Source organism: Candidatus Pelagibacter bacterium nBUS_27 (assembly GCF_051200985.1).
Taxonomy (GTDB): Bacteria; Pseudomonadota; Alphaproteobacteria; order Pelagibacterales; family Pelagibacteraceae; genus Pelagibacter.
In genome coordinates, this window is sequence record NZ_CP172845.1 from 750,528 (window position 1) to 771,544 (window position 21,017).

General features: G+C 28.6%; 23 protein-coding genes. 7 read left to right on the forward strand and 16 right to left on the reverse strand.

What is annotated here, in order from left to right:
- Position 1: 1 nt before the first annotated feature.
- Genes ACIJYG_RS04150 through ACIJYG_RS04165 form a run of 4 tightly spaced genes read right to left on the reverse strand, consistent with a single transcriptional unit; the run spans position 2 to position 3,081 of the window.
- Entirely contained in the window at positions 2–625 is a 624-nt protein-coding gene (locus tag ACIJYG_RS04150) for an SOS response-associated peptidase (protein ID WP_435095430.1), read from the reverse strand.
- Positions 626–670: 45 nt separating this feature from the next.
- Positions 671–1,852, reverse strand: coding sequence for an NAD(P)/FAD-dependent oxidoreductase (locus ACIJYG_RS04155; protein WP_435095433.1), 1,182 nt, complete (start codon positions 1,850–1,852; stop codon positions 671–673).
- 41 nt (positions 1,853–1,893) lie between these two features.
- Positions 1,894–2,439 carry a tetratricopeptide repeat protein gene (locus ACIJYG_RS04160; protein WP_435089520.1) on the reverse strand — a complete coding sequence of 182 codons (546 nt, stop codon included), beginning with the start codon at positions 2,437–2,439 and terminating at the stop codon, positions 1,894–1,896.
- 33 nt (positions 2,440–2,472) lie between these two features.
- Positions 2,473–3,081 (reverse strand): arylesterase, encoded by a 609-nt coding sequence (locus ACIJYG_RS04165; protein WP_435095436.1) that lies wholly within the window; start codon positions 3,079–3,081, stop codon positions 2,473–2,475.
- Here ACIJYG_RS04165 and ACIJYG_RS04170 point away from each other — a divergent pair.
- A complete protein-coding gene (locus tag ACIJYG_RS04170) occupies positions 3,080–3,745 on the forward strand; it encodes an ABC transporter ATP-binding protein (RefSeq protein WP_435095439.1) in 666 nt (221 codons plus the stop codon). The genes ACIJYG_RS04165 and ACIJYG_RS04170 overlap by 2 nt on opposite strands.
- Positions 3,729–6,266, forward strand: coding sequence for an ABC transporter permease (locus tag ACIJYG_RS04175; protein ID WP_435095442.1), 2,538 nt, complete (start codon positions 3,729–3,731; stop codon positions 6,264–6,266). Before ACIJYG_RS04170 ends, ACIJYG_RS04175 begins: the two co-directional genes overlap by 17 nt.
- A 27-nt stretch (positions 6,267–6,293) precedes the next feature.
- Here ACIJYG_RS04175 and ACIJYG_RS04180 read toward each other — a convergent pair whose 3' ends face one another.
- The 5 genes from ACIJYG_RS04180 to ACIJYG_RS04200 form a co-directional block, all read right to left on the reverse strand.
- Positions 6,294–6,860 (reverse strand): SOUL family heme-binding protein, encoded by a 567-nt coding sequence (locus tag ACIJYG_RS04180; RefSeq protein ID WP_435095445.1) that lies wholly within the window; start codon positions 6,858–6,860, stop codon positions 6,294–6,296.
- A gap of 4 nt (positions 6,861–6,864) precedes the next feature.
- Positions 6,865–7,431 (reverse strand): hypothetical protein, encoded by a 567-nt coding sequence (locus tag ACIJYG_RS04185; protein ID WP_435087450.1) that lies wholly within the window; start codon positions 7,429–7,431, stop codon positions 6,865–6,867.
- Positions 7,432–7,480: 49 nt separating this feature from the next.
- Positions 7,481–8,236 carry a sulfite exporter TauE/SafE family protein gene (locus ACIJYG_RS04190; RefSeq protein WP_435087451.1) on the reverse strand — a complete coding sequence of 252 codons (756 nt, stop codon included), beginning with the start codon at positions 8,234–8,236 and terminating at the stop codon, positions 7,481–7,483.
- Positions 8,227–8,496 carry a GNAT family N-acetyltransferase gene (locus tag ACIJYG_RS04195; RefSeq protein ID WP_435087453.1) on the reverse strand — a complete coding sequence of 90 codons (270 nt, stop codon included), beginning with the start codon at positions 8,494–8,496 and terminating at the stop codon, positions 8,227–8,229. The genes ACIJYG_RS04190 and ACIJYG_RS04195 overlap by 10 nt, the downstream gene beginning before the upstream one ends.
- A gap of 173 nt (positions 8,497–8,669) precedes the next feature.
- Entirely contained in the window at positions 8,670–10,103 is a 1,434-nt protein-coding gene (locus tag ACIJYG_RS04200) for a helix-turn-helix domain-containing protein (protein WP_435095448.1), read from the reverse strand.
- A 111-nt stretch (positions 10,104–10,214) separates the two neighbouring features.
- Between ACIJYG_RS04200 and ACIJYG_RS04205 the strand changes: the two genes are divergently transcribed.
- The 3 genes from ACIJYG_RS04205 (at position 10,215) to ACIJYG_RS04215 (ending at position 12,936) form a co-directional block, all read left to right on the forward strand.
- On the forward strand, positions 10,215–10,376 hold the full coding sequence (locus ACIJYG_RS04205; RefSeq protein ID WP_435087455.1) for a hypothetical protein: 162 nt from the start codon (positions 10,215–10,217) through the stop codon (positions 10,374–10,376).
- Positions 10,377–10,432: 56 nt separating this feature from the next.
- Positions 10,433–11,707, forward strand: coding sequence for an isocitrate lyase (gene aceA / locus ACIJYG_RS04210; protein ID WP_435095451.1), 1,275 nt, complete (start codon positions 10,433–10,435; stop codon positions 11,705–11,707).
- Between the two features lie 89 nt (positions 11,708–11,796).
- A complete protein-coding gene (locus ACIJYG_RS04215; protein WP_435087459.1) occupies positions 11,797–12,936 on the forward strand; it encodes a glycine cleavage T C-terminal barrel domain-containing protein in 1,140 nt (379 codons plus the stop codon).
- Here the strand turns inward: ACIJYG_RS04215 and ACIJYG_RS04220 are convergent.
- The 6 genes from ACIJYG_RS04220 to ACIJYG_RS04245 form a co-directional block, all read right to left on the reverse strand.
- Positions 12,933–13,700 (reverse strand): ABC transporter permease, encoded by a 768-nt coding sequence (locus ACIJYG_RS04220; RefSeq protein ID WP_435087461.1) that lies wholly within the window; start codon positions 13,698–13,700, stop codon positions 12,933–12,935. The two genes, ACIJYG_RS04215 and ACIJYG_RS04220, sit on opposite strands and share 4 nt — an antisense overlap.
- On the reverse strand, positions 13,690–14,625 hold the full coding sequence (locus tag ACIJYG_RS04225; RefSeq protein WP_435087463.1) for an ABC transporter ATP-binding protein: 936 nt from the start codon (positions 14,623–14,625) through the stop codon (positions 13,690–13,692). Before ACIJYG_RS04225 ends, ACIJYG_RS04220 begins: the two co-directional genes overlap by 11 nt.
- Positions 14,626–14,726: 101 nt before the next feature.
- On the reverse strand, positions 14,727–16,169 hold the full coding sequence (locus tag ACIJYG_RS04230) for a sodium:solute symporter family transporter (RefSeq protein ID WP_435095454.1): 1,443 nt from the start codon (positions 16,167–16,169) through the stop codon (positions 14,727–14,729).
- A gap of 198 nt (positions 16,170–16,367) precedes the next feature.
- The gene (locus ACIJYG_RS04235) at positions 16,368–16,661 is read right to left on the reverse strand and encodes a hypothetical protein (protein ID WP_435087466.1); all 294 of its coding nucleotides are present in this window, start codon (positions 16,659–16,661) and stop codon (positions 16,368–16,370) included.
- Position 16,662: 1 nt separating this feature from the next.
- The gene (locus ACIJYG_RS04240) at positions 16,663–17,169 is read right to left on the reverse strand and encodes a pentapeptide repeat-containing protein (protein WP_435087468.1); all 507 of its coding nucleotides are present in this window, start codon (positions 17,167–17,169) and stop codon (positions 16,663–16,665) included.
- A 55-nt stretch (positions 17,170–17,224) separates the two neighbouring features.
- Entirely contained in the window at positions 17,225–17,956 is a 732-nt protein-coding gene (locus ACIJYG_RS04245; RefSeq protein ID WP_435095457.1) for a 20S proteasome subunit A/B, read from the reverse strand.
- Between the two features lie 103 nt (positions 17,957–18,059).
- Between ACIJYG_RS04245 and ACIJYG_RS04250 the strand changes: the two genes are divergently transcribed.
- The gene (locus ACIJYG_RS04250; RefSeq protein WP_435087472.1) at positions 18,060–19,499 is read left to right on the forward strand and encodes a circularly permuted type 2 ATP-grasp protein; all 1,440 of its coding nucleotides are present in this window, start codon (positions 18,060–18,062) and stop codon (positions 19,497–19,499) included.
- Between the two features lie 2 nt (positions 19,500–19,501).
- Positions 19,502–20,419 carry an alpha-E domain-containing protein gene (locus tag ACIJYG_RS04255; RefSeq protein ID WP_435095460.1) on the forward strand — a complete coding sequence of 306 codons (918 nt, stop codon included), beginning with the start codon at positions 19,502–19,504 and terminating at the stop codon, positions 20,417–20,419.
- Positions 20,420–20,430: 11 nt separating this feature from the next.
- Here ACIJYG_RS04255 and ACIJYG_RS04260 read toward each other — a convergent pair whose 3' ends face one another.
- Entirely contained in the window at positions 20,431–21,015 is a 585-nt protein-coding gene (locus ACIJYG_RS04260; RefSeq protein WP_435095463.1) for an FMN-dependent NADH-azoreductase, read from the reverse strand.
- Between the last annotated feature and the right edge of the window lie 2 nt (positions 21,016–21,017).

The window sequence follows — 21,017 nt, forward strand, 5'->3', positions numbered from 1 at the left end:
TTTAATTTATTTTTTGAATTAATGATGTGCTGTTATTTGTAGGTTTGTTTACATCTTTTGAAACTTCATGAAAAACAAGATTAGGTTTACTACATTCCTTTAAAAAGGCTGAACCTTGTAATTCTAAATTCAAATATCGATTAACATCTGTTTGATTAATAATCACAGGTTGACGGTGATGTATTTCAGTGATGTTTTCTTTTGCTTCTTCTGTAATTAAACAAAATTGATCTTCTTCAAAAATTCCTGCAAAAAATATTGGTTTACTATCTTTTCTTGTAAAATAATGAGGTGTTTTCTCATTTTCTTCTCTTTTCCATTCATAAAAACCATCAGCAACTGCAACACATCTATTATTTTTAATTAGTTTTTTAAATGAAACTTTCTCATCAATAGTCTCCAATCTTGCATTAATTAAAGCTTTAAAATCTTTATCTTTGGCCCAACCTGGAATTAAACCCCATTTAAGTGCTTCTAAAGTATTTCCATTTTTATATTTTTTAATCACTGGAAGTTTTTGATATGGGTGTGCGTTATAGTTTTCAGTATCTTCAACTTGAATTGCAGATTTAACTAATTTACTAGTTTTAGTAACTGGGTTTTTAACAACATATCTTCCGCACATGTGTATATTTTAGCAAATAGAATGAGTTGAGTCGATATGATGGTTTTAAGCATATTGGCCCGCAACATAACCAGAAGACCAAGCCCATTGAAAATTATATCCACCTAAATGTCCAGTTACATCCACAACTTCACCAATAAAGAATAAATTTTTATGTTTATTAGACATCATTGTTTTTGATGATAATTCTTTAGTATTAACCCCACCTAAAGTGACTTCTGCTGTTCTGTACCCTTCAGATCCTGTTGGATTGATTAACCAAGAATTTATATTCTCACTTAATTGTTTTAATATTTTATTAGATAATTCTGAAATATTTCCACTTACTTTATTTTCACTACAAATAATTTGAGCTAATCTTTTTGGCAAAATTTCACTTACAATATTTAAAATATCAAATTTTGGATTTAACTTTCTTTTTTCCTCTAATAATTGATAAACATTTAATTTTGGTGAAAGATTAACTTTAATATTATCACCCTGTTTCCAGTAAGATGAAATTTGTAAAATAGAAGGGCCACTTAAACCACGGTGTGTAAATAACATTCCTTCTTGAAACAAAACTTTATTAAAAGAGACTATCGCTTCAACTGAAAGTCCTGTTAACTCTTTACACATTTCTAAAATCTTTTCACTAAACGTTAAGGGCACTAAGGCAGGTAAGGTTTCAATAATATTGTGATCAAATTTTTTAGCGATTTCATAACCAAATGAAGTGGCACCAATTTTTGGAACTGATAATCCACCAGTTGCAACAATCAACGACTCTGATGAATATTCTTCAGTTTCCGTTGATACAAGATATTGATCATTATCTTTTTCAACATTCTTTATAATAAATTCTTTTAAAACAGTTACATTTGCTAACTCACATTCTTTAAGCAACATCTCAACAATTTGTTGAGCACTATGATCGCAAAATAATTGTCCTAATTTTTTTTCATGAAATTTAATCTCATGCTTATTCATTAAATTGATAAAATCATTCTGGGTATATTGACTTAAAGCTGATCTTACAAACTTTGGGTTTTGAGAAAGAAATTTGCTTGGATTTGAGTTAATATTAGTAAAATTACATCTACCTCCACCTGAAATTCTAATCTTTTCACCAATTTTTTTATAATGATCAACGAGTAAAACTTTTCGACCACGTTTGCCAGCTTCAATAGCACTCATCATGCCAGCTGCACCTGCTCCAATTATTATAACATCATATTTAATGCTCATTATTCCCTAAATATTAAATCTGAAAAAATTTATCTTAGTAACTAAATTGATTGTCTTTTAATTAACTCTTCAATTTGTTCAATCATTACCTTTGAAGATTTCATGGCAGGATAAATTTCTTGTGCTTTTTTATAACTTCTTTTTGCTTTATCGTAATTCTTTAACTTTATATTAACCATACCTTGTCCTGCCAAAGCTCCAAAATGTCTTTCTTCTAATTCTAGAACTTTATCAATATCATCCTGAGATTTTTGAAACTCTCCAACCATATAAAGTACTGTTGCTCTCTTATTCCAAGCTTCTGCCCAATTAGGATCTAATTCAATCGCTTCCGTAAAGACATCTATAGCTCTATTTAATTGTTGGTCTTGTACTAATCTTGAGCCCTCATCTAAAAGTGATGTCAATTTTTGATCTGTAGGATGTGTGCTCCAAAGCATCCAAATTTGTTGTGCAATTCCTGATGATAAAGATGGAATATTCTTTTTTAATTCTAAGAATAATTTATCAAGTTCAATATCTCTGTCATTCGCACTTACAGTTATTGTAGAAAGAAATAAAATAATGATTGAAAGAATCTTTTTCATAAAAAACGATAACAAAAAAATAATATTAAGTCTTTATAGATTTTCTAAGATCGCTTTTTTTAGAGTGTTACCAATGATAATTGTGCCTTGGTCATTTGGATGCATGCCATCACTTAAATTAAATTCAGGTTTTTGTGCTACACCCTCAAGTAGAAATGGAATTAATTTTAACTTATACTTTTTAGATAAATCAGAGAAAATTTTATCAAAAGATTTTTTATATACAGAACCATAAGAGTTTGGTGCGATCATTCCAGCTATGACCACTTTAATATTTTTGTTTTTTGCAATTTTTATAATTTCTTCTAAGTTATTTTTTGTCTCCTTAGGGTTTATACCTCTAAGCATATCATTAGCTCCAAGACATAAGATCATAAGATCAATATTATTTTCTGATAAAGTCCACTCAGCTATATTTAATCCGCCTGCAGAAGTGCTTCCTGAAACACTACCATTAACAATTTCTATGTTGTGTCCCTCTAGCTCTAAACTATTTTGTAAAACTACTGATAAATGTTGTTCATTAGGCAATCCATAACCTGCCATCAAGCTATCTCCAAATAATATTACTTTTTCTATTGCACTTACCTTTATGGTGACTAGACAGAGTACGATTATTTTAATAATAAAACTTTTATTCATGAGCATTCTTCTTAAATTAAATAAGGTAAATCTTAAATACAAAACTGGCAAAGATAATATCAGAGTTTTAAAAGATGTTAACTTAACTACCAAGAAAAAAGAAACAATTTCTATTGTTGGAGAAAGTGGGTCAGGAAAAACTAGTCTAATAATGTTAATCGGAGGGTTAGAAAAAGCTACCTCTGGAAAAATTTTTTTTCAAGATCATGAAATAACAAAATTAAATGAAGATAAAGTCTCTGAAATAAGAAGAAAAAATATTGGAATTATATTTCAGTCATTTTATTTAATCCCTAATTATACAGCAGTTGAAAATGTAGCCCTAACTCTTGAATTGAATAAATTCAAAAATCCTGAAAAAGAGGCTAAACAATTGTTAGATCGATTTGGATTAAGTCATCGATTTAATAATTTGCCAAGTCAGTTATCAGGTGGCGAACAACAAAGAGTTGCTATAGCTCGAGCCATTGCAATGAAACCAGAATTAATCTTAGCGGATGAACCTACTGGAAATTTAGATACTGAAAATTCAGTAATGATTTCTGATATATTATTTAAATATGTAAAAGAAGAAGGTTCCTCACTCATTATGGTAACTCATGATCCAAAATTAGCTAATAAAGCAAAAAGAAAAATTAAAATTAAAGATGGAAAAATTAAATAATCCATCTGAACTAAATTTAATTTTTAAATATGCTTTAAAAGATTTAAGCAGAAATTATAAAAAACTCGCCAGTATTATAATAACTCTTTTTATTAGTCTTTTCATTTTAAGTGCCATCTTCACAATTGAAGATAGCTTAAAAAAAGAATTAAATGATAATGCTAAATCTTTATTAGGAGGAGATCTTGAGATAGACTATAATCGTAATGAAGGAAATCTTGAACTGGTTAATCAAGTAAAAAAGTTTACAACAATTTCTCAAATGATTGAGTTCAGCACAATGGTCTCAACTACTGGTAGAGAAAAAAACAAATCTCTTTTTACCAGAATAAAGACTGTAGACACTAAATATCCATTATATGGCTCTGTTGATTACGAACCAGTAGGTGCATTTGATAGAATGCACAATGAGCCCAATACTTTGCTAATAAATGAAAGTTTATCCAAAAATTTAAATCTAAAGATTAATGACAAAATTAAAGTTCAAAATCAATTATTCACAATTATTGGAATTGTAAAATCTGTCCCTGATGTCAGTGGATTTGTAGCTTTCGGTGATTGGGCACTTGCAGGCGATCAAACATTAGAAATTTTAAAATTAAATGGAATTGGTAGTTTTTTAAATTACGAATACAAAGTAAAATTCAACGAAACAGATGATGCTAAAAAACTAGAAAAAAGAATTGAAGATATATTTAAAGATGATCAAAAAGTTAAGCTTAGATATCCTGAAAATTCTGCCAGTGGTTTAAAGAGAATTATCAATAATTTTTCACAATTTTTATCATTAGTTTCAATTAGTGCGATGCTTATTGCTGGAATTGGAATAGCAAATACCCTTCTTTCTTTTATCAATCAAAATAATATGTCTATTGCCGTTAGAAAAGCAGTTGGATTTTATTCAGGAAACATCAAAACACTTTATTATCTTCAATTATTTATCTTACTTTTAGTAATCACCACTTTTGCTTATGGCTCAAGTTTTTTACTAGTTCCAATTGTGGATCAATATTTATCAGATGGATTAGGGCTTAATGTTTCTCCAGTGTTTTCAATTTTAAACTTTATTAAGATATTTTTAGTTGGGTTATTAGTTCTTGTTATTTTTTCAATTCCAACCATAAGTTCAATTGACCAAGTAAAAGCTTCTAATTTATTTAGAAATGTTTTTCAAAACTTAGAGTTTTATTATTCAAAAAAATCTACAGCTTTAAGTCTAATCTTATTATCTATTTTAGTATTATTATTTAGTTTTGGATCTGAAAGACCTATTTATAGCCTTGGATATTTTGTGGCTTTTTTTGTTTGTTTGATTGTATTTTTTCTACTTTCAAAAATAATCATATATTTTTTAAAAAAATTTAAATCTACTTCCAACATATCTTTAAAAGTATCTATTAAAAACATAACACAAACAAAAAGCATAACACCAATTACAATTATGTCTTTGGGACTTGGGGTTACTTTGCTGTTAACGCTTGCATTAGTTGGAACTAATTTTCAAAGAGAAATTGCAAAATCAATACCTGATATTGCTCCTGACTATTTTTTTGTTGGAATTCAAAAAGGAGAAAAAGAAATATTCGAAAAAAATATATTGAATATGGATGCTGATGCAAAAATTGAAGTAGTACCGATGGTATCATCTGGAATTATTAAGATTAATGGAGTTAATCCAAATACTTATATTAAGCCTGATAATGATAGTTATTGGGTAATTGGAAGTGACAGAAGATCCTCATGGACCGATGAAGTTCCAGAAGATAATCCCTTAACCGAAGGTAAGTGGTGGGATCTTACTAAGCCTGACCAACTTCAAATTTCTTTAGATGCTGAAGTTGCAAAAAATTTAAATATTAAATTAGGTGATGTATTCACTCTTAATATTTATGGAAGAGAAATTGAAGGAGAAATAGTTAATTTTAGAGCTGTTGATTACCGTGATCTTAGTATTAATTTTGCAATGTTATTTAATCCTCAATTTGCAAATAATATTCCTCATGAATATTTAGCAACTACAAAATTTGAAACAATTGAAAAGTTTGATGAAACTTCAATGTTAGAAGTGCTTCCAAGCTTATCTATGATTAAAATTGCTGATTATTTAAACAAAGTAACTGATGTTTTAAATAAGGTATTTATTGCCGTAACCCTTATCTCGGCAGTCACTATAATCATTGGATTAATTGTAATTTCAAGCGCTATCATTGTTCAAGGAAAAGTAAAAGAATATCAAAATTTAGTATTTAAAATTTTAGGGTTTTCAAAAAAAGAAATTATTTTATCCTCCCTAATTGAATTTATCATAATCTTTAATTCTGTAATATTGATAGCAACCTTTTTTGCGGTAACTGCATCTAAATTTATAATTGAAAATATTTTTGAATTGGTTTGGGTTTTTGACTTCAAGGTATTGTTTAATTTAGGAATTAGTATCGGTTTAATAACATTACTTTTAATAATGATAACAAATATAAAGTATTTAAATCCTAAGGTTTACCCACTAATAAGAAATCAGTAATTTACAATACTTTATATTTTAATTCGTTTAATTGATCTCTACTTTAAACATTACTTCATTTCTCCTGTTCATCGGAAGTGTAAAAGGACTATCGTAGGTTGCTCTTATCGGTGAACTTATAATATTTGTATTATTATCTTTTAGCTCTTTTTCTAAAATATCTTTATGTTTAATAAAATTTTTATCTGAAGCTCTTCCTGTGTATCTTAAAACAGCAAAATAACCTCCAGCGATAGTAATTACTCTTACATCTTTCCTGGTTGGATTTGGTATATTACTAGAATTATATTTTGATGGTAAATAAAATTGCATTGTCATATTACCCTCTCTTTCAATACGAGTAACCGGTGTAGTCATTTTGATTTCTTCACTGGTTTTATTGTTTCCAGAAATATAGTTAAATAGCTTTCTAAAACTATTATTTTGACCATCAGAAATGGTCTCAACTGCTAACCGATCTGAGTATTTTCTTATCTCATAGACATCATTTTTATTTATTACCTCATAATTTGCTTCATCTGCAGCCATGACAGCAGAATACAAAAAAAAGAATAATGTACAAAAAAAAATATTTAAAAAATTTTTAAAAATCATGGTGTTATTTAACTTTATACTCAAAATTTTGTGTATTTTCATTGATTTGGATTAATTCTGCACCATTTCTTGAGTGAAATTTTGTAGCCATATCAGTAAGCGGAGAAAGAGTTATCAGTCTGTTTAAATGGTTAGATTTTTTTATCTTTTTAAAAACTTCTTTCACAATTAATTTTCCACCTCCCTTTTTTTTAGACCAAACAGTGTAAGCAATTGCTATTTGGCCAATATTTTGATCTCTAAGTGCACTTTGTAAAAAGGCATCAGTACTCAATTTTTCCAACTCATCTACACTTGTGGGAATTTTGTTTGTATAAGCAAAACACATAACAGCATGAATTTCACCTTTGTACTCAACTCCATATATTTTTCTACCATACCCGGTTCTAAAGTTATTATCTAGTTCAGGTCTCACTGGATCTTCTTCAGTATTACACTCTTTAAGCTCAACAAGTTTAGCGCCTTTTACCCAACCAAAAAAACCATCAATACTTTTATTTAGTATTTGTTTATTTTTTCTAATACGCGCTTTAACTCTAGGTTTAAATTTTTTTTTTAAAATTTTAATCATAAAAAATTAATAGTACTTAATCGCTAAATTTCTAATATTTAGGAAATTGTCACACGTAATTAGTAAGATAATCATAGATTAATTTAGTGCTAGAAAATAAGATTAGTATATAAATTATATTATAAAATAATTTTTCATCTATTATTTTAAGAATTCTATATCCAATATATATTCCAACAATAGCTAGTGGCACCAGTATGATTGATTGTTTAAAGGTTTGAAGGTTCATCATTGATAGGTGAATATAAAATGGAAGTTTAATTAAATTAACAAAGGTAAAAAAAATAACTCTAGTTCCAACATAAATTTCTTTTTTTAATCTTAATGGCAATAAATAAATACTTGTAGGCGTACCACCTGCATGCACACAAAAGCTTGTAAACCCAGCAATAGCTGAACATATACCACCTTTAAAAAGATTCTTTTTAGACTTTTCTTCTTTATTTTTTTTAAACAAAAAATAATGAACTGTAAAAATGAATCCCATTACACCAACCAAAAATTTTAGTATGTCTTCTGAAAAATATGAAAATGTTAATGATCCTATTAAGATTCCAATTCCAGCAAACGGAATTATTAATTTAAGAGTGCTTAAATCAAATTCTTTTCTAAACCTATATACTGCAATCATGTCTGAAAATATTAAAATTGGTAAGATAATTGCTAATGCTTGACTCAAAGGCATCACCAATGTCATTAAAGGAACTGAAATTAATGATATAGATCCACCTAAGCCTGACTTAGCAATTCCATATAATATAATCGCTGGAACAACTGTAAAAAAAAATAATAAATCTATTTCCATTTATTTATTGAATTTAATAATTTTTGACCCAAAGGACTTATTGGTTCTTGAAGTATGATCTTTCTACCTGTTTTTTCTTTAACAAGGTTAAGTAATTTTTTTGCAAATCCTTGTTTTCTAAAAATAGGATTAACAAATATATATTCCACTTCACCATTGCCATTAAACCTTACAAAACCCAGTGTTGTATTTTCATTTTTATATGTGAAAACACCATCAGACTCATCTAATTTATAATTCGAAAAATCAAAACTGTTCATTAATCCTAGTAATTTAAGAGCAAAAGAATGATCGCTATTGCAGCAATAACAGAACTTATAACTATATAATTAAGCTTAATATTGAATTTTTTTTCAACAAAATCTATGATTTTTTCCCAAAATAAAACGATTAAGAAAATAATAATAGCTGGCAATATATATTTGATCATTATTTAAGAATTGTTGTCACTAACATAAACAGAAACTCCTCTTGAGTTTAAATCTACATCAAATTTTTTATGTAATGGTGGAAATGCTCTTTGAGAACAATCTAGACGATCACAAGTTCTACAAGAAACACCTATAGGAATTTCTGTTGATTTGTCATTAATATTTACATTTTCTGTATATACAAAATCTTTTGCATATTTAGCTTCACAACCAAGACCTATTGATAATATACTTTTTGCTTGTCCAAATCGTCCAATACCTTTTTCAACTGTTCTTGCAATACAAACATATTTTTCACCATTAGTCATTTTGCTTACTGCTGCTTGAATAACACCTGGTCTAGTTAATGCAGAATAAACATTCCATCTTGGACATGCCCCGCCGTATCTAGGTATATCAATACCTGATAAAGAAAATCTTTTTGAAATATTCCCAGCCATATCAACTCTTAAAAAATGAAATGGAATTCCTGGAAGCTTTGGATCTTGTAAGCATGTTACCCTATGAGTAACTTGCTCAAATGATGTGGCAAATGTATTTTGCAATAACTCTAAATCATATTTAAGTTTCTTACACTCTGCGTGAAATAATTTATAAGGCATTAATATTGCTGCACCACAATAATTCAACAAAGCTACTTTTGTTAATTTTTTAGATTCTTCCGATGGAAAACTAAACGTTGATAAGTATTTATCAATTTCTTTACTTGCTCCTTCTTGGGCAATCTGTGCTGCTGCATGCAATTTTTTTGTCTCTAATGAGCTATAATCACTTAATAAAAGTTCTTTTTTATTTTTATTATAAATTTTTGAAAAAGGTTTATTTTCTTCTGGTATTATATCTATAACTTTAATTGAATATTCAGATTTTAAATATTCGCATAAAGCAATATATCTTGTTCGATTATTTTTTTGAATTTTTTCAAAAACTTTATTTGCAAACTCTTCTAACTTAGGAAAATAGTTTCTATTTTGCTGAAGAAAGTCTGAAATAACTTCACCTGGGAATGAATTTTTTCTATTATCAACTATTTTTCCAGATATTTTTTCAATTTTATCAATTAGTTCATGATCTTTTTTTTTTAATATGTCACCTAATCTTACGATTGCTTTACCAATTTTAGGATTGGTGCTGACTAAATCTTTAACTTCTGGTCCTAAAATATCTAAGTCTTCAAATAAACTATCATCTAAAATTTCAGAAATTGTGTTTTGTAAGTTGAGATCTGTCTTTGATGTTAAATCAGATAGCTCAATATTTAATTTTTCACAGACATTTAATAGTAGGTCACCGTCTATTTTTCTTTTTCCACTTTCAATTAAATTTAAATAACTCGGAGATATGCTTAAATCTTCCGCTAATTTGTTTGCCTGGAGACCTAATTGCCTTCTAAAAGCTTTGATTTTTGGTCCTATTTTTAAATCTATTTGACTCATATTTACTATTTGTAAATTTTGTAAATTTATTTTTACAATTTTTTTCTATGATTTACAAGCATTTTTGCGAATTTAATAGCTATTGTAAATTTTGTAAATTATAAGATCAATATGAATAAAAAATTAAATACTAAAGAAAATGAAGCTCAAATCATAAAAAAGGAGGATTTTGATCAACATAACAGTAGAGGTATCTACATGAGAGATGATCATTGTGATTGGGGTTCTAGTGGAATGAATGACCTTATTAAGTCTCTAGACGACAATAACTAATTCTTTTCTACTAATTCAATTTTCTTAAAACTACTAACATCATAGGAATACCAATAATGAGTGCAGAAAATATCTCATACGATCTTAAAAGATTTGCTGGAATAAAACGTGATTACACTGACGATGAAGTTGAGCGTCTTCGAGGTTCAATTAAAATTGAGTATTCTATGTGCAAAAATCAATCACAAAAACTATGGAATTTATTAAATTCAGAAGCTTATGTTAATACACTCGGATCATTATCTGGTAACCAAGCAGTTCAACATGCTAAGGCAGGATTAAAAGCAATTTATCTTAGTGGATGGCAAGTAGCTGCTGATGCAAATACTGCAGGTGAAATGTACCCTGATCAATCTTTATATCCTTATGATAGTGCACCAAAATTAGTTGAGACAATGAACAATTCTTTGGTAAGAGCTGATCAAATTCAGCATATGGAATTACAAGATGGTGATATGAAGAAAGAAGATTCTGTTGATTATATGTTACCAATTATAGCAGATGGTGAAGCAGGATTTGGAGGACCATTAAATGTATTTGAATTGACTAAAAAATTTATAAGAGCTGGTGCAGCAGGTGTTCACTTTGAAGATCAGTTGGCTAGTGAAAAGAAGTGTGGCCACATGGGTGGTAAAGTTTTAGTTCCAACTGGAACTATGGTTAAAAATTTAAAATCAGCAAGACTTGCTGCAGATATAGCAGAAGTACCTTTGATTATTTTGGCTAGAACAGATGCTAATGCTGCAAAATTAATTACAAATGATTTTGATGAAAATGATAAACCATTTTTAACAGGTGAGAGATCTCCTGAAGGTTTCTTCTATGTAAAAGATGGAATTGAGCAAGCTATTTCAAGAGGACTTGCTTATGCACCTTATGCGGATTTGATTTGGTGTGAAACAGCAACACCAAATCTTGCTGAAGCTAAAAAATTTGCAGATGCAATACATGAAAAATTTCCTGGTAAATTGTTAGCATATAATTGTTCACCTTCATTTAATTGGAAAAAACATTTAAGCGATGATGAGATAGCTTCATTCCAACAAGAGATTGCTAAAATGGGTTATAAATTTCAATTTATCACATTAGCTGGATTTCATACTCAAAACATAGCTATATTTGAACTTGCAGAAAAATATAAAGCAGAAGGTATGACTGCTTATTCTAGAGTACAACAACAAGAATTTTCTAGAGAAAAAGATGGCTACACAAGTGTGAAGCATCAAAGAGAAGTTGGAACTTCGTATTTTGATGCAGTATCAAACACTATTAGTAGTGGAAAAAGTTCAACAACTGCAATGGCAGGTTCAACTGAATCTGAACAATTTTAAACAAAAATAGATTCCCTCTAGTTTTTTAATAGCCCTTAACTGGGCTATTTTTTCTTTGAAAACATAGAAATAATTGTTAATTATCAAAAATGAGTAATAAAAATTTTGGTTTTGGCACACAAATTAGAAAGTCTCCTTACTTCGACTCCACTGTTAAATGGGGTGCTACAGGATTTTCAGTTTATAATCATATGTATATTCCAAGGGATTTTGGCAGTCCTGAGCAAAATTTCTGGAACTTAATAGAAAAAGCTATTCTATGTGATGTGGCTGTTGAAAGACAGGTTGAGATTACTGGTCCTGATGCATACAGATTTACACAATTATTGACACCTAGAGATTTATCAAAGCTTGCTATTGGTCAATGCAAATATGTTTTAATTATAAATAATGAAGGTGGTATTTTAAATGATCCAGTTTTACTAAGACTAGCTGAAAACCATTTTTGGTTATCATTAGCTGACAGTGATGTTTTGTTATGGGCGCAAGGTGTAGCTGTTAATTCAAGCTTAAATGTACAAATTAAAGAACCAGATGTTTCTCCATTACAATTACAAGGCCCTACTTCTGGTGAAATAATGGTTAAACTTTTTGGAGAAAATATTAAAGATTTAAAATATTACTGGTTAAGAGAATATGATTTAGATGGAATTCCTTTAATTGTTTCAAGAACTGGCTGGTCAAGCGAACTTGGTTATGAAATATATTTAAGAGATGGCTCTAAAGGAAATGAACTATATGAAAAAATAATGTTAGCTGGAAAGGAACATGGTTTACAGCCAGGTCACACTTCATCAATTAGAAGAATTGAGGGTGGAATGCTATCATATCATGCTGATGCAGATATCAACACAAACCCATTTGAGCTAGGATTGGATCGTCTAATAAGTTTAGATAATGATATAAACTTTATAGGTAAAAATGCTTTACAAAAAATTAAGCAAATAGGGATTACAAGAAAACAAGTTGGTATCGAAATCGATTGTAAACCTTTAAAAGGACCAAATACTACCTTCTGGAAACTTTCAAAAGATAATATGGAAATTGGTAAAATTACATCTGCAGTTTATTCGCCAAGACTAAAAAAAAATATAGCTCTAGCTATGGTCTCAGTTGAGCAATCTGAATTAGGAAATAAATTTAAAGTATCTACAAACGAAGGTACATTTGGCTGCACTGTAGTTGAAAAACCTTTTTATGATCCTAAAAAAAAGATCGCGAGTAATTAAGATTTAATATTATATCCTTTTTTCAATAATACAGTCACTACCCCAATGCAGATGAATAAGAAAACTACCATTGAACTGATACTAATCCAGATATTAAAATCAGATACTCCATAAAAAGCAAATCTTAATCCATTAATTAAATAAACTACTGGATTAAAGTATGTAACTGTTTGCCAAAAAGGTGGCAACATATCTAGTGAATAAAGACTTCCTCCCAAAAATACCATTGGTGTAATAAATAATGTTGGGATGATAGACATTTGCTCAAAATTCGAGCTCATTAATCCTATTAAAAAACCAAACAATGCAAATGTGAAAGCAACGAGCATTAGTAAAAAAATAACTAAAAGTGGATATTTAACATCTACTTCAACAAAAAAATTAGCAGTAATAAAAATTACTACTCCAACAACTAATGTTTTGGTAGCTCCAGCCCCCACAAAAGCTAACACTATTTCTAATGTTGAAATTGGTGCTGCTAAAATTTCATAAATAGTTCCATTAAATTTAGGAAAAAATATTCCAAAAGAAGTATTAGTTATTGATTGAGTTAATAATGTTAGCATTAGTAACCCCGGAACTATATATGATCCATAACTAATTCCATCAATTTTTTCAACATAACCGCCTATGACAGATCCAAATACAATAAAATAAAGAGAGGTTGATAAAACTGGTGAAAGCAATGATTGCATCAAGGTTCTTCTAAATCTATCCATCTCATGAAGATAAATTGCTTTAAAGGCTGAGTAATTAAATTTCATTATTTTCCTTTACTAAACTAACAAATATTTTCTCTAAAGTACTTTGTTCAGTTTTTAAATCTTTTAATTTTAGCCCGGCATCTTTTATATCCTGTAATAAATTTGTAATTCCAGTTTGTTCTGCTTGAACATTGTAAGTGTAATCAATTGACATCTTATTAGGACCCAAGACTAAATTATATTTATCTAAACTGTCTGGAATTTTAGAAATTTCATCTTGAAGATCTACAGTTAATTTTTTATGTCCCATTTTTTTTAATAATTCTTTAGTTTCTTCAACAACTATTATTTCACCTTGATTGATAACTCCTACTCTATCCGCTATAGCTTCTGCTTCTTCAATATAATGTGTGGTTAAAATAATTGTAACTCCTGTAGCTCTTAACTCTTCAACAATTTTCCACATGTCTTGTCTTAACTCTACATCCACACCAGCAGTGGGTTCATCTAAAAATAAAATTGAGGGTTGATGAGATAAAGCTTTGGCAATCAAAACTCTTCGCTTCATTCCTCCTGATAATTGTCTTAATCTTTGATCCTTTTTATCCCAAAGACTTAATTGTCTTAAAATTTTTTCAATATGATTTGGATCAGGCTTTTTTCCATATAAGCCTCTTGAATATGAAACATTGTTAAAAACAGTTTCAAATTGTTCTAAAGTTAATTCTTGCGGAACTAAACCAATTCTAGATCTTGTTTCTCTATAATCGCTAATAATATCAAATTCGTCAACAGTGACTTTCCCAGAAGATGGTTTTACAATACCACAAATTATACTAATTAATGTAGTTTTACCGGCCCCATTAGGCCCAAGCATTGCAAAAATTTCACCTTTTTTAATATTTAAATTAACACTTTTAAGAGCATTAAATCCATTTGCATAAACTTTTGAGAGATTATCAATGATTATTTGGTTTTCTGACATGAGATGTAACAGTTATATAGAGGTTATCTATTGAATTTCAATAATAATAAAAGAAGTAATCTAAAGAGACCATTTTAAAATGGTCTCTATATAATTTTTGATTAACGTTTTTTTATCTCTAGAATTATGGCTGGAAGAAATGTCGCTACCATAAAAGACAAAAACAATAGAGATTGTAAAACAAATGGAGAAAACATTTCCTTAGACATTAATAATCCCACAAGTAAACTTTTTGAAAAATCTGGGAATGGAAATAATAAAAAACCACCAATTAATCCAATGACTATTGCAAAATAGGCAGTTTTTTCATTTAAACGTTTATTGTAAAAGCTGAAAAAAACGGTGTACACAAATGCACAACATAATAAATCAGCTAATAAAAATAAATACAAAATATCAAAACCCTTTGAAGCAATAAAAAATGAAACGAGAGATATAATTATAATAAAATATCTTGAAAGTTTTAAATAATCAGTTTTATTATTAAGATTAAATGTTGCTTTACCATCAACCACTAAAAGACTTGAAATTGCATTAACTAAAGTATCTACAGTTGAAATTGTAAGGGCTAGCCCAAGTATTATTATTAACAAAGATAAGGTTTGTGTTTGCTCTTTTAATAATAATGTAAAAAATCCTAAATCAGGTCTTTGACTTGGATCCACTGAAAAGGACACCATTCCAGTAAATCCCATAAAAAAAACTATAGGTATAATTATAAAAAAAGAAATTAATAAACTCTTTTTAAGAGTTTGATAATCTTTTGCAGCATAAACACGTTGCCAATTTCCTTGGTGAAATAAATTAGTTGCAGCTACTGCAATAAAAAAAGTTAATCCTGCTGTATAACTTGGGACATAAGAACTGCTAAGTAATTGAGGATTTTTTTGTTTTATAAATTCTAATGAATAACTGCTACCTGTATAGGATAAGATATAAGAAATTGAGATTAGCAACAAAAAAGTAATTACAATCATTTGAATGTTATCCGTAAATATTGATGCTCTTAAACCACCATACAAAGTGTAAGTAAGTGTCGCCATAAGTACAATTAATGCTGTAATCCATAGCTCAGTTCCTGATATATAATTTATCAGTACTGCAACAGCGGTAACTTCTGCACATAAGAATATAAACATATAAAATATAGTAATTAATAAAATTAGTTTAAATAAACTTTTTCCAAATTTTCTTCTCATAAATTCAATTAATGATGATCCTTTTGGAAACTCAGTTCTAATTTTTTTTCCTAAATAAATTAAAAAAATCATTGGAAAAGCTGTACCGAGTGCATAACCAATAACAGCTCCTAGTCCACCCCACGTAGCAGCGGCCGCAGGACCAAATAAAATCCATGCTCCTAATGCAGAAGCAATTAGACTTGTCGTTAATGAAAACAAACCAATATTTCTATTTGCTGTGAGATAATTATTGATCCCTTTAAATTTTTTAGAATGATAAAGACCTAGTACTGTAAATAATAGGCTTATAACTATAACTAACGATAACGATGTTGATTGACTTATAAGATATGTTTTATCCATTGTTCTCCCTTTCTGAATTACCGGACAGGTTCTTAGGGTTTATTCTCAGTCTGTTAAGACACCCCTTTCAAAATTAATATTACATTTTAGTAATTATTGATAGTTTTTTTTAGAAAAAATGTTTCTCAATCAAATAATACAAAGTAAAAATGATTAATGATGAACAAATAATGATAAAAACTCTCTCTTGATTGCTCATTACTGTTGGCTTTTGTGATTCATTATCTCAATCATGCATTGAGTAGCATATTCTCGCCATTCAGATGAGCTTTTTGTTTTAAGATTATCTAAATGATCACGATTACTTTTGATATCATTTTGATGTTTAAGTTTATCAGCACCATTAAGATTTTCCTCCATACTTGATAGATTTGTTTCCATCGCTTTTATCCATTCATTACCAAGTTCAACACATCTCTTATCATCTTTTTCATCACATATTTGTTTGAAAAAATTAAATATCACATCATCTGTTTTAATAGCGGTGTTCATTTTACTTATTACAAATACCAATTGAACCTGGGCCGCAAGTTTCGCCACCTGTCCATGTTGCACCAATCAAATTAGCACCATCAAAGTTAGTATTGGTAATATTAGATGAAGTAAAATTAGCTTCCATTAAATTTGCATTTTGAAAATTTGCTTCAATTAAAGTTGCTCCCATAAAATCAACTCTTGTTAAATTGGAGCCAGCAAAATTAGTTTTTTCAAAATTTGCTCCAATAGAAATTGTTTCATAAAGATTTGCTCTAACAAAGGTTGACTCAGGAAAAGTTCCAAACGATAAATTTGAATTCATCATTATACTTTTATCAAAATTGACCTGAATAAAACTTGCAAAAGATAAATTTGAATTTGGAAGATAGCTTCCTTGTAAATCTTGCGCATCTGAAAATCTACAGTTTGAATAATCAACTCCGTCTGTCAAAGGATCGTCACACGCTGCATTGCTATTTGTAAAAAAAAGTAAGCTTATTATGATTAAAAGAACATTTTTCATAATTAATGTTAACAAATTAAGATTAATTACACAAATATAAGAAAGTTAATTTTTATTATTGTTTTTTTTCCCAATTAAATCTTGGAAACGTCTCAAAAGCTCGAATAATGCTTTGTGACCAACTATCAGTAATTGAAGAATACTCAGGATCATTAATTTCAAACTTATTTTGATATATAGGTTGAATTAATCCTTTTTTATAAACAACAAAATCAATTGGAGGACCAACTCTCAAATCACTTTTAATAGTTGAGTCCATTGAAATTAGCGCGCAACGAGCAGCATCACCAAGTGTAATATCAGGCTTTAAAACTCTATCCAAAATTGGTTTTCCATAATTAATTTCACCAATAATAAGATAAGGCCTGGCTTCGGACGGTCTAATATAATTACCCTGAGGATATACAAGATAAATTTCTGATTTTTGATTTTTAATCTGACCACCAACGATATAGGATGATCCTAATTGTAAAACCTCTTCATTAATTCCTTGAGGTGATGAATGTTTTACTGTTAGGGATCCAATATAATTTGCAACTTCCTCTAATGTTTCACATGTATTTAAGCTTGTATCAGGATTACTAACTTCCAAATCTTTTTTAATAGAGCCAAAAACTGCTTGTGATGTTGCCAAATTTCCTGAAGTAACAATTACTAAATTTCTATCACCTACTGCATAATTTAACATTTTGGTGTATACGTTGATGTTATCAAGTCCAGCATTCGTTCTTGAGTCTGAAGCAAAGACCATCCCTTCATTAACATTTATTCCTATACAATAAGTCATTTTGAATTACTTATTATATGAATTTGTCATTAAAAAGAACATTTTAATATTTAATTGTATTTTATTTTCATGTTTTTTTAATCTTTTTATGATTTAATTGTAAATGCCTAAAATTTCATGGGATAATTACAAAGCTAATAATGTTTTTGATGAATATTTAACATCAAAAAATAAATTAAGGCCAGAAACCAAAAATATCTCAAATTTTATTGCCAAATATTCAAAACAAAAACTTTTAACAACAATTAAAAGTTCAGAAAACGCAATTAGTCAAAGAGGTATCACATTTAGAGTTTACTCAGAAAATAAGCCAGCCGATCATTACTGGCCACTTGATATTATTCCTAGAATTATTACAAAAAAAAATTGGTCTAAAGTTTCTAAAGGACTTATTCAAAGGGTAAAAGCTCTTAACTTGTTTATTCATGATGTCTATAACGAACAAAGAATTTTTAAAGAAAAAATCATCCCAAAAAAAGTGGTGTTTGACTCTGGAAATTTTAGAAAAGAATGTGTTGGAGTAAAACCACCTTTTAAAGTTTGGGCTAATATTTGTGGATCAGATCTTATAAGAGATATTGATGGTAATTTTTTAGTTCTAGAAGATAATTTAAGAGTTCCTTCTGGTGTTTCTTATATGCTTGAAAATAGGATGGTTATGAAAAGTGTTTTTCCTGAAATTTTTGCAAAACATAAAATAAGCCCTGTTGATGAATATTGTTCAAAACTTTATTCTTGTATGCGCTCTCTTTCAAAAAATAAAAATGATCCAAAATTAGCTATTCTTACACCAGGTATTTATAACTCCGCATATTTTGAACATGCATACCTTGCTCAACAAATGGGGGTCGAACTTGTTGAAGGGTCAGATCTGTTTGTTGAAAAAGATAAAGTATTTATGAAAACAGTCGGAGGCAAAGAACAATTACATTCACTTTACAGAAGAATTGATGATTTATTTTTAGATCCAAAAGTATTTAATAAAAAATCTTTGATTGGTGTGCCTGGTATTTTTAAAGCTTGGAAAAAAGGTAATATTAGCATTCTTAATGCTCCAGGCTCAGGTGTTGCTGATGATAAGGCTGTTTATAGCTATGTTCCTAAAATGATTAAGTTTTATTTAGATGAAGAGCCACTAATAGAACAAGTAGAAACATTTTTATGTCATAATAAAAAACATAGAGATTATGTGATTGAAAATATTTCAAAACTAGTAGTAAAACCAGCAAATGAATCTGGTGGTTATGGAATTTTAATGGGTCCTAAAGCGTCAAAAAAAGAATTAAGTGAATATGTTAAGAAAATTAAAAAAAACCCAAGAAATTATGTGGCTCAACCTCTTATAAATTTATCTACATCACCAACATTAATTAACAACCAACTTGATCCAAGACATATTGATTTAAGACCTTTTATTTTATCAGGATCAAATCATTACGTAACTCAAGGTGGTTTAACTAGGGTTGCTCTAAAAAAAGGAAGCATGATTGTAAATTCATCTCAAGGAGGTGGAAGTAAAGATACATGGATTATAGATAGTTAAATATGTTAAGTAGAAGAGCTAAATTAATTTTTTGGATGTCTCGTTATTTAGAGAGGTCAAATTTTACATCAAGATTACTTATTACAACTTGCGAGCTACAGCTTGATTTATCGCTCGAAAATGAAATTTCCTGGAAACCATTATTAACAGCAATGAGTCTTAATAAAGACTATTTAAAATTAAATAAGAAATATTCTGAAAAAAAAATAATTGAATTTTTTATTTCAAATAAAGAAAATAATTCATCAATTATTAATTCACTTAATTATTCTAAAGAAAATTCCTTAATTGTTAGAGATATTTTACCCGAACAATCGATTTTAAAGTTGAATGAACTACTTATCAAATTTAACAAAACTATTAACAGAAAAAACTCTAATAAAAAAAATCTAAAATTATTAAGCAACATAATTCAAGGATCACAAAATTTTATGTATTCAACAGACTTAGAAATGCAAAGAAATATTGATTATCAGTTTCTAGGATTAGGTCGTTTTATAGAAAGAACAGACATGTTAATTCGAATACTCCAATCACAAACATTAAGATCTAAACAACATAAAAAAGGATATGAGTATTTAACTTTAGAGTGGATCAATATCTTAAAATCAATTTCGGCATTTCAAGCTTATAGACAACATTCTAAAAAAGATATTTCTATATTAGATATTATTGAGTTTTTTTTAAAAACAAAAATTTTTCCAAGATCTATAAATTGGAATTTAAATCAAATTGAGAGAGCTATTTTTAGAATATCAAAAAAAAATGATCTGACAAAAAATATAAAAGAAATTCAAAGAGATGTGAATAATTTTAAAATTAAATCAGATGATTTAGATAATTTTTTATTATTTTTAGAAAAAATACAAAAAAAAATTGTTAATCTAGATAATTTAGTTCAAAAAAAATATTTTTCTTAAAATAGAAAAAACTAAGAGTTTAATTTTTCAATTTGTAATTCTGCATCTTTAATAGATTTATCATAATCAAGAGCCATTTGGTCAGCACTAACCACATCAACCTTTTCAATTCCAAAAAAATTTAATATAAACTTTAACCAAGGTGTTAAGAAATCTTCTTTACTATTTAGCTTTGTTCCTCCTGATGTAATAACTAAATAAGCACGTTTATTTTTCAACAAACCCTCTCTTCTTCCATCAGGTTTAAATCTAAAAGTTTCACCAACTCTGGCAGCTAAATCAGACCAAGCTTTTAAAGTAGCAGGAGGACCATAATTATAAATTGGGGCTGAAATTATTATTATATCACTCTCTTTTAATTCACTAACCAACTTATCAGATAGTTTAAACATTTTTTTATGTTCTTCAGTTTGATCTTTTTCATCAATTTTCATTCCAGACTCTGTCAAACCACTAACAAAAAGCATCTCGTCATCTAAATCACGATAAATAACCTCATCACCAGGTTTTTTAATTTTATCCAACACTTTTTTTGCTAATGCTCTTGAAGAAGAACCCTTTTTCCTTGCACTGGAATCAATTTGATAAATTTTCATTA

Excerpts from the sequence above, each read along its gene's own strand:
- ACIJYG_RS04150 (WP_435095430.1), bottom strand. The coding sequence starts at position 625 with ATGTGCGGAAGATATGTTGTTAAAAACCCAGTTACTAAAACTAGTAAA.
- ACIJYG_RS04155 (WP_435095433.1), bottom strand. The coding sequence starts at position 1,852 with ATGAGCATTAAATATGATGTTATAATAATTGGAGCAGGTGCAGCTGGC.
- ACIJYG_RS04160 (WP_435089520.1), bottom strand. The coding sequence starts at position 2,439 with ATGAAAAAGATTCTTTCAATCATTATTTTATTTCTTTCTACAATAACT.
- ACIJYG_RS04170 (WP_435095439.1), top strand. The coding sequence starts at position 3,080 with ATGAGCATTCTTCTTAAATTAAATAAGGTAAATCTTAAATACAAAACT.
- ACIJYG_RS04165 (WP_435095436.1), bottom strand. The coding sequence starts at position 3,081 with ATGAATAAAAGTTTTATTATTAAAATAATCGTACTCTGTCTAGTCACC.
- ACIJYG_RS04175 (WP_435095442.1), top strand. The coding sequence starts at position 3,729 with ATGGAAAAATTAAATAATCCATCTGAACTAAATTTAATTTTTAAATAT.
- ACIJYG_RS04180 (WP_435095445.1), bottom strand. The coding sequence starts at position 6,860 with ATGATTTTTAAAAATTTTTTAAATATTTTTTTTTGTACATTATTCTTT.
- ACIJYG_RS04185 (WP_435087450.1), bottom strand. The coding sequence starts at position 7,431 with ATGATTAAAATTTTAAAAAAAAAATTTAAACCTAGAGTTAAAGCGCGT.
- ACIJYG_RS04190 (WP_435087451.1), bottom strand. The coding sequence starts at position 8,236 with ATGGAAATAGATTTATTATTTTTTTTTACAGTTGTTCCAGCGATTATA.
- ACIJYG_RS04195 (WP_435087453.1), bottom strand. The coding sequence starts at position 8,496 with ATGAACAGTTTTGATTTTTCGAATTATAAATTAGATGAGTCTGATGGT.
- ACIJYG_RS04200 (WP_435095448.1), bottom strand. The coding sequence starts at position 10,103 with ATGAGTCAAATAGATTTAAAAATAGGACCAAAAATCAAAGCTTTTAGA.
- ACIJYG_RS04205 (WP_435087455.1), top strand. The coding sequence starts at position 10,215 with ATGAATAAAAAATTAAATACTAAAGAAAATGAAGCTCAAATCATAAAA.
- aceA (WP_435095451.1), top strand. The coding sequence starts at position 10,433 with ATGAGTGCAGAAAATATCTCATACGATCTTAAAAGATTTGCTGGAATA.
- ACIJYG_RS04215 (WP_435087459.1), top strand. The coding sequence starts at position 11,797 with ATGAGTAATAAAAATTTTGGTTTTGGCACACAAATTAGAAAGTCTCCT.
- ACIJYG_RS04220 (WP_435087461.1), bottom strand. The coding sequence starts at position 13,700 with ATGAAATTTAATTACTCAGCCTTTAAAGCAATTTATCTTCATGAGATG.
- ACIJYG_RS04225 (WP_435087463.1), bottom strand. The coding sequence starts at position 14,625 with ATGTCAGAAAACCAAATAATCATTGATAATCTCTCAAAAGTTTATGCA.
- ACIJYG_RS04230 (WP_435095454.1), bottom strand. The coding sequence starts at position 16,169 with ATGGATAAAACATATCTTATAAGTCAATCAACATCGTTATCGTTAGTT.
- ACIJYG_RS04235 (WP_435087466.1), bottom strand. The coding sequence starts at position 16,661 with ATGAACACCGCTATTAAAACAGATGATGTGATATTTAATTTTTTCAAA.
- ACIJYG_RS04240 (WP_435087468.1), bottom strand. The coding sequence starts at position 17,169 with ATGAAAAATGTTCTTTTAATCATAATAAGCTTACTTTTTTTTACAAAT.
- ACIJYG_RS04245 (WP_435095457.1), bottom strand. The coding sequence starts at position 17,956 with ATGACTTATTGTATAGGAATAAATGTTAATGAAGGGATGGTCTTTGCT.
- ACIJYG_RS04250 (WP_435087472.1), top strand. The coding sequence starts at position 18,060 with ATGCCTAAAATTTCATGGGATAATTACAAAGCTAATAATGTTTTTGAT.
- ACIJYG_RS04255 (WP_435095460.1), top strand. The coding sequence starts at position 19,502 with ATGTTAAGTAGAAGAGCTAAATTAATTTTTTGGATGTCTCGTTATTTA.
- ACIJYG_RS04260 (WP_435095463.1), bottom strand. The coding sequence starts at position 21,015 with ATGAAAATTTATCAAATTGATTCCAGTGCAAGGAAAAAGGGTTCTTCT.